The organism is Methylobrevis pamukkalensis, from assembly GCF_001720135.1.
In the GTDB taxonomy this organism is placed as follows: Bacteria; Pseudomonadota; Alphaproteobacteria; order Rhizobiales; family Pleomorphomonadaceae; genus Methylobrevis; species Methylobrevis pamukkalensis.
In genome coordinates this window covers 1-6,985 of sequence record NZ_MCRJ01000160.1, presented here as the reverse complement: position 1 = coordinate 6,985, position 6,985 = coordinate 1, and the positions used below count along the sequence as shown (strand labels likewise).

2 protein-coding genes and 4 pseudogenes are annotated in these 6,985 nt (G+C 67.1%); 3 read left to right on the top strand and 3 right to left on the bottom strand.

Annotation, left to right across the window (positions count from 1 at the left end; genetic code table 11):
• Positions 1-191: 191 nt before the first annotated feature.
• The 3 genes and pseudogenes from A6302_RS18655 to A6302_RS18645 form a co-directional block, all read right to left on the bottom strand.
• Positions 192-1,721 (bottom strand): N-acetylneuraminate synthase family protein, encoded by a 1,530-nt coding sequence (locus A6302_RS18655; protein WP_069308295.1) that lies wholly within the window; start codon positions 1,719-1,721, stop codon positions 192-194.
• Positions 1,633-2,358 carry an inositol monophosphatase family protein gene (locus tag A6302_RS18650; protein WP_069308294.1) on the bottom strand — a complete coding sequence of 242 codons (726 nt, stop codon included), beginning with the start codon at positions 2,356-2,358 and terminating at the stop codon, positions 1,633-1,635. Before A6302_RS18650 ends, A6302_RS18655 begins: the two co-directional genes overlap by 89 nt.
• A 550-nt stretch (positions 2,359-2,908) precedes the next feature.
• Positions 2,909-4,896 (bottom strand): annotated as a pseudogene (locus A6302_RS18645) (PhoX family protein).
• 201 nt (positions 4,897-5,097) lie between these two features.
• Between A6302_RS18645 and A6302_RS18640 the strand changes: the two are divergent.
• The 3 pseudogenes from A6302_RS18640 to A6302_RS21620 form a co-directional block, all read left to right on the top strand.
• A pseudogene (locus tag A6302_RS18640) lies at positions 5,098-6,476 on the top strand (ABC1 kinase family protein).
• Positions 6,477-6,567: 91 nt separating this feature from the next.
• Positions 6,568-6,684, top strand: a pseudogene (locus tag A6302_RS18635) (aa3-type cytochrome c oxidase subunit IV); the annotation flags it as partial.
• Between the two features lie 164 nt (positions 6,685-6,848).
• A pseudogene (locus A6302_RS21620) lies at positions 6,849-6,985 on the top strand (Re/Si-specific NAD(P)(+) transhydrogenase subunit alpha); the annotation flags it as partial.

Here is a 6,985-nt window from a genome sequence, read left to right as displayed (position 1 = left end):
CTCGCGGCCGTCGAAGAGCAGCGTTGCCGGTTTGATCTCGAAAACCTCCTCGCTGCCATCAGCCATTCTCAGCACAGCAGCAAACTTCTCGGGAACCGCCTCTTTGGGCTCTATGCACAGACGGACAATGAAAATTTCTGATCTCTGAATACCAATCAAGAACATTACTGAAAGCCTTCCTGTCAGGAATATCAGCCGATCTGCCGAAAATACTTGTGATGCTCGCTGGCATTGACCTTCTTTTCCGACGAGCCGACGATCATCTGTGCCTGGCGAACGCCGTCGACATAGTCCTTGAAGGCGGAGGTGGTCAGGTCGACCGCGACGGCGTCGAAATGCGCCCAGTCGGTGTTGCCGAGCTTGGTGTGCTTCTCGACCATGCGCGCGCCCGCCGCCACCGCCAGCGCCGAGGCGAGCCAGCCGAAGTCGTGGCTGGAAAAGGCCGGCACGATGTGGCGATGGTGGAGCGAGAGCTCGTGATAATGCCGGACCACGCCGACATGGCAGTCGTGCAGCGGGGTCGGATAGGCCGAGTTGCACTGCATCAGATACAGCCGGTCGCAGGCGGCGAAGGTCTGCAGCACCCAGGCCTCGTAGGCCTTGTCGGTCATGCCGGTCGACAGCACGATCGACCCGCGCCAGGACTTTGCCACCTGGGCGAGATAGCCGGTGTGTTCGGAGATGGTGCTCGGCAGCTTGATGATCGCCGGGTCGAACTGGCGCATCCAGGTGAAGGACGGCTGATCGAGCACCGAGGCGAACCAGCCGATGCCGAGCTGCCTGCAGAGATCGTCGACGAAGCCGAAGTCGTCGGCGTCGAGTTCGAGCTGGTGGCGGTAGTCGGCAAACGTCTTGCCGAAGGGCGAGACATAGGGCGCGGCCAGCTGCTCCGCCGTGTAGAAGGTCTCGACGTCGCGCTTCTGCAGCTTGACGAAGTCGGCGCCCGCCGCGGCGGCGGCCCGGATCATCCGCTCCAGACGGTGGCGGTCACCGAAATGGTTGGTGGTGAGTTCCGCCACGATCTCCACGGGCGTGACGTCGGGACCTTCCGGCACCGGGTGGGCCGGCTGCGGCAGCAGGCGCTCGTTGAGCTCGGCCGGTGTCAGCCGCGAGAAGGCCCGGGTGCCGACATGCTGCACGTCGAGCGGCGAGTCGCGCAGGACGTAGAGCGTGTTGAGGAAGAAGAACTCCTGGACGTCGATCTTGGTCGCCCGCTCCGACTCGGGGGCGTAGTCGGCCGTGATCGCGTGCGAATAGCCGAGGCCAGCGGTGAAGTCGAAGCCGGCCATGTAGACCGTCTGCGGCCGTCCGCGATGCTCGGCGACATAGCGCGCGATCTTCAGCGCCGAGAGGAACAGCACCTCTTCCAGCGCGAAGTCCGGCGACAGGAAGCGCTGCATCATCAGGTCGGAACTGTCCTGCGTGAGCGGGATGTAGCGGGCATGCTGCACCTCGCCGCGCACCGGGTGGAAGTCGGTCGAGGTGACGTAGAGGCGCGAGCGCTCGCCTGTCGCCTTGAGCGAGGTTCCGACCCAGTCGGCATGAAACAGGGTGATGTCGGCCGGCGCGATGCGCTCGGCGTCGTTGATCGCGATCACCAGCGAGCCCGGAAAGACCCGCGGGTCGATCTCGTCAACCGAGGGCCCCTTGCCCAGGATGAAGATCGTGTCGGTGCCGTATGTCGACGCGATATCGCCGACCCGCCTGGAGAAGTGTTCCATCGTAGGGCCTGCCATCGACGAGGATGTCGCAGCCGTGCTCCGCGGCGAGCATCAGCCCGGCCTGGAGGTCCCACGAATACGCACCCTTGGGGTTGATGAAGCGGGCAAAACTGCCACGCGCGACATTGAGTAGGTTGTAGACGGCGCATCCGACGATGCGGGCTTCCTGGAGTTCGCCCAGCGTGCCGATGATCTCCGGTCCGAGTGACGAGGACAGGCCGACAATGCGGGACTGCCTCTTGGGAAGCGTGTCGCCGGTCATCAGCTGCTCGCCGAGTTCGGGAAGGTAGAGAAGGCTTCCGGCATGGGCGCGGTCCTGCCACAGGCTCAGCGCAAGGCCCCATTCCTTGAGGCCGGAGCAGAAGTTCTCGGTGCCGTCGATGGGGTCGAGCACGGCGACCCAGCCGTCGCCGTCGATCGCGGCGTCCCGGTCGCGGTATCCCTCCTCGCCGATCACGTGGACGCCGGGAAGCGCGGACCGCAGCAGCGCGCCGACGCTGGTCTCGACGAGGACATCCGCCTGGGTGACCGGGCTGCCGTCCGGCTTCCACGCCACGTCATAGCGGCGGGCCTCGATCTGCGGCATCAAGCCGGACACCAGATCGACGACCTGCCTCAGTATGTCATCCGTCTGCATGCCGTTCCTGTTTTTTGCGAAGCCCTGATCAGGCGTTCGGAGGGGAAGCGGATGGCCGCCCCGACCGCACGGGTCGTGCATCTCTGTCTGACGCCTCGCGGCGCACCTGCGCGCCGCCTGCCTCCAGAGGGTCAGTCATCAGACATGGTCGACGGTCAGGTGTCTTCCTTCGCCAAGAGTGAACGACGCGGGGGTCATTCCCGTGAATGAACTGCACGCCCGCGAACCGGCCCGCAACCACAGGGCGGCAGACCGAAGGCGCGGTATTCTGCCAGACGAGTGTGCTACAACTCCAGGGATGCTTTCAAGCGAAGAATGCCGGTTTGAGGCGATATTATGTGCATTGCAGTGTGGCGAGGTGGTCGCGGCAGCACAGCACAACCCAAGGATCCGGGTGCGTTCCCGGCGCTCCTGTTCCCGCAGTCCGGCGAGATGTCTCGTCGATGTTCGTGCGGCACGAAAAGGCCCGCCGCACGGGTGCGGCGGGCCTCGTAGTCGTCATCCTGCAGGGCCGCGAGCCGCAGGGCCCACGGCCGCCGACCGGCCCTCGTCAGACGCCGATCTTGCCGCCGCCCTGCTTGGTGATCGCGACGACGGCCGGGCGCACCGGCATGTCGTCCTTGAAGTCCGGCCAGCGGGTCGAGAGGTCCTCGTAGTAGGACGGGCGGCCGAAGCCTTCCCAGTCCTCGCCGCCGTCGGCCGGGTGCTGGACCGCGACGAAGGCGGTCTCGTCGTCCGGGGTGAACAGCGGGCCGCACATCTCGGCGCCGATCGGCACGCGGAAGAACAGCTTGGAGGTGGCGCGGGCATCGCCCTCGGTGTCGACCGCCCACAGGCCGTCGGTGCGGCCGGTGGCCTTCGGCGAGTTGCCGTCGGTGGAGACCCACAGCCGGCCGGCGGCGTCGACGGCGCAGTTGTCGGGCATGCCGAACCAGCCGTTCTTCGTCGTCTCCGTCGAGAAGGTCGCACCGACCTCGGCGACCTCGGGGTCGCCGCACTTCAGCAGGACTTCCCAGGTGCCGGCGGTGGCGGCAAAGTCACCTTCCGCTTCGGTGATCTCGATGATGTGGCCGAAGGCGTTCTTGGCGCGCGGGTTGGCGGCATCGACCTGCTCGTCGGTGCGCTTGGTGTTGTTGGTCAGCATAACGTAGACCTTGCCGTTGACGCCGTTCGGCTGGATGTCCTCGGGACGGTCCATCTTGGTGGCGCCGAGCACGTCGCCGGCGCGGCGGGCCTCGATCACCACGTCGGCCTGGCTGGCAAAGCCGTTCTCGGCCGTCAGCGGGCCCTCGCCGTGGACGAGCGGCATCCAGGTGACCTTGCCGCCCTCGTCGAACTTGGCGACGTAGAGCGTGCCCTCGTCGAGCAGGTCCATGTTGGCCGCGCGGTCGTCGGCGTTGTAGGTGCCGGCCGTGACGAACTTGTAGACGTAGTCGAAGCGCTCGTCGTCGCCGAGGTAGAACACCACGCGGCCGTCCTTGGCGACGATCGATTCGGCGCCTTCATGCTTGAAGCGGCCGAGCGCGGTGCGCTTCTTGGGCACCGAGTTCGGGTCCATCACGTCGACCTCGACCATCCAGCCGAAGCGGTTCGGCTCGTTCGGCTCCTTGGAGACGTCGAAGCGGTCGTGGAAGTTGCCCCACTGGTAGGAGCCTTCCGGCACGCCGACGCGCTTGTAGTTGGCGGCCTCGGCGTGGCCCTCGGGCAGCTCGCCGATGAAGTAGCCGTGGAAGTTCTCCTCGGCCATCACGTAGGTGCCCCAGGGGGTGACGCCGCCGGCGCAGTTGTTGATGGTGCCGAGCACCTTGGTGCCCGACGGGTCGGCGCTGGTCTTGAGGCGGTCATGGCCGGCGGCCGGGCCGGTGATCAGCATTTCGGTGTCGGCGGTGATGCGGCGGTTGAGCTTGCCCTCGACCACCGGGCGCCACTTGCCGCCCTCGTTGACGATCTCGACGATCGTGCCGCCGTGGGCGGCCATCTCGATGTCGACACGGGTCTTGTCGGCCGGGGCGACCTCGACCTTGCCGTCGACGATCTTGACGATGCCCGGGAACATCAGGTGCTCGTTGGTATACTCGTGGTTGACCACCAGCAGGCCGTGCTTGGCCGAGCCGTCCAGCGGGATGTAGCCCACGTAGTCGTTGTTGTAGCCGAACTGCCGGGCCTGGGCCTCGGGGGTCTGGTTGGCCGGGTCGAAGGCGGGGCTGTCGGGGAACAGGGCGTCGCCCCAGCGCAGCAGCACGTCGCGTCATAGCCTTCGGCCACATGGTGGGTGGCGTCGATGCCGGCCTCGACCTCCTTGAAGGAGAAGGCCGAACCGGTGGCGGCGCGGGCCTTGTCGGCCGACATCAGCGCCAGCGGGCTGACGGTGGCGGCGATGGCCGAGACGGCGAGCGAGCCCTTGAGGAAGCCGCGGCGGGAAAAGCGGGCGGTGATGATCTCGCCCATGGTCGGGTTGGCGCTCTCGTTGGTGCCGTCGCCGAGCGCGTCCTCGAGCATGGAGGTCCGGAAGCCGTTTGCGGGGGTGTTGCCGTCCATCGATGGTCTCCTCGATCTGCCGGGCCGGGCCCGACGTGGAATGGTTCCAGTTTCTGGAGCGGCAAGATCACAGGCGGATGACATTCCGGCGTCCGAGAGGCCCCGGCAAAGCTCGGCCCCTGCATGGAACATTGTCCGGCGCGGCCTATATCTCCCTCACCGGTCCACGAGCCGCGACCATCCGACGGAGCCCAGCTGCCCATGACGTCCTCCCGTGACGAGGCCTCCCGCGACGAGGAACGAAACCGCCTGTCCGCCCGCGCCACGCGCTATGCCCGGGTCGGCGCCAATCTCGGCGGCGTTGCCGCCCGGCTTGCCGGCCAGCGCCTGTTCGGCCGCGACGATGCCAGCGGGGCCGCCGCCCTTGCCGCCGCGCTCGGCGGGCTCAAGGGACCGCTGATGAAGGTGGCGCAATTGCTGGCGACCATCCCCGACGTGCTGCCGCCGGAATACGCCGAGGAACTGTCGCAGCTGCAGTCGAATGCGCCGCCGATGGGCCCGGCCTTCGTCAAGCGGCGGATGATCGCGGAGCTGGGGCTGGACTGGGAGCGGCGTTTCGGCAGCTTCGACCGCCAGCCGGCCCACGCCGCCTCCCTCGGCCAGGTTCACCGGGCGGTCGGCAAGGACGGCCGGGCGCTGGCGGTGAAGCTGCAGTATCCGGAGATGGCGTCCGCCGTGGAGGCGGACCTGTCGCAGCTCGACCTGGCCTTCTCGCTGCACCGGCGGATGGGGGCGGTGATCGACACGTCCGAGATCCGCCACGAGATTTCCGAGCGGATCCGCGAGGAGCTCGACTACGCGCGCGAGGCGCGCCATGCCGCGCTCTACGGCGCGATCTTCGCCGGCGAGCCGGTGGTGCGGGTGCCCGAGGTGATTGCGGACCTCTCGACCCGGCGCCTGCTCACCATGAGCTGGCTCGACGGGCAGCGCCTGCTCGACTTCAAGACCGCGCCGCAGGAGACCCGCAACCGGATCGCCCGGGCGATGTTTGCCGCCTGGTGGCATCCCTTCGCCCGCTTCGGCGTGATCCACGGCGATCCGCATCTCGCAACTACACGGTCTTCTCCGAGGACGGCGAGCCGGCGGGCATCAACCTGCTCGACTACGGCTGCATCCGCATCTTCCCGCCGCGCTTCGTTGCCGGCGTGGTGGATCTCTACCGTGGCCTGCAGGAGGGCGACGAGGCCCGGATCGTCTCCGCCTACGAGACCTGGGGCTTCAAGGGGCTGACGAAGGACCTCGTCGAGATCCTCAACATCTGGGCGCGCTTCATCTACGGACCGCTGCTCGACGACCGGGTGCGGACCATCGCCGACGGCGTCAGTCCCGGCGCCTACGGGCGCAAGGAGGCCTTCCGCGTTCACCAGGCGCTGAAGGCCCACGGGCCGGTGGTGGTGCCGCGCGAATTCGTGTTCATGGACCGGGCGGCGATCGGCCTTGGCGGCGTGTTCCTGCATCTTGCCGCCGAACTCAATTTCTTCCGCCTGTTCAACGACGAGATCGCCGGCTTCGATCTCGATGCCCTCACCGCCCGGCAGGGGGCGGCGCTCACGGCCGCCGGGCTGTCGCCCTCAGGCTGACCGGCCGAACGTCGCAGTGGCATGCCATTGCGGGCGCCGCATGATTTTGCCATAAAGCGGCTTCCGCCGAACGGACACGTGGAGGAACGACATGGCCGAACATGGCAGCGCGATGGACTACGCCGAGCACGAGAAGACCTACAACCTCTTCATCGGCCTGGTGAAGTGGGGCTCGATCCACGTGATCGCGATTCTCATCCTGATGGCGATCTTCCTCGTCTGACGACAGATCGGGGCCGGCGTCCTGCCCGCCGATGCGCGCATCGGCGGCGCGACCGCGCCACCCCGACGGACCGGCGGATCTTCGATCTCCGCCTGAAACCAGCCCGCCGTCCCGGCGTGGCTCCGGTATCTACCGTTTGAGGAGTGATCATGCGGATCGCGGTTCCCAGGGAAATCATGGATGGCGAGGGTCGCGTGGGAGCGACGCCTGATGTTGTGAAGCGGTATCTCGGGCTTGGGTTCGAGGTTGTCGTGGAAAGCGGTGCGGGCGTGGCGTCGCGGATTCC

What these genes read in the sequence shown, in the direction of transcription:
- A6302_RS18650 (WP_069308294.1), bottom strand. Translation starts at nt 2,358, where the DNA reads ATGCAGACGGATGACATACTGAGGCAGGTCGTCGATCTGGTGTCCGGC.
- A6302_RS18655 (WP_069308295.1), bottom strand. Translation starts at nt 1,721, where the DNA reads ATGGAACACTTCTCCAGGCGGGTCGGCGATATCGCGTCGACATACGGC.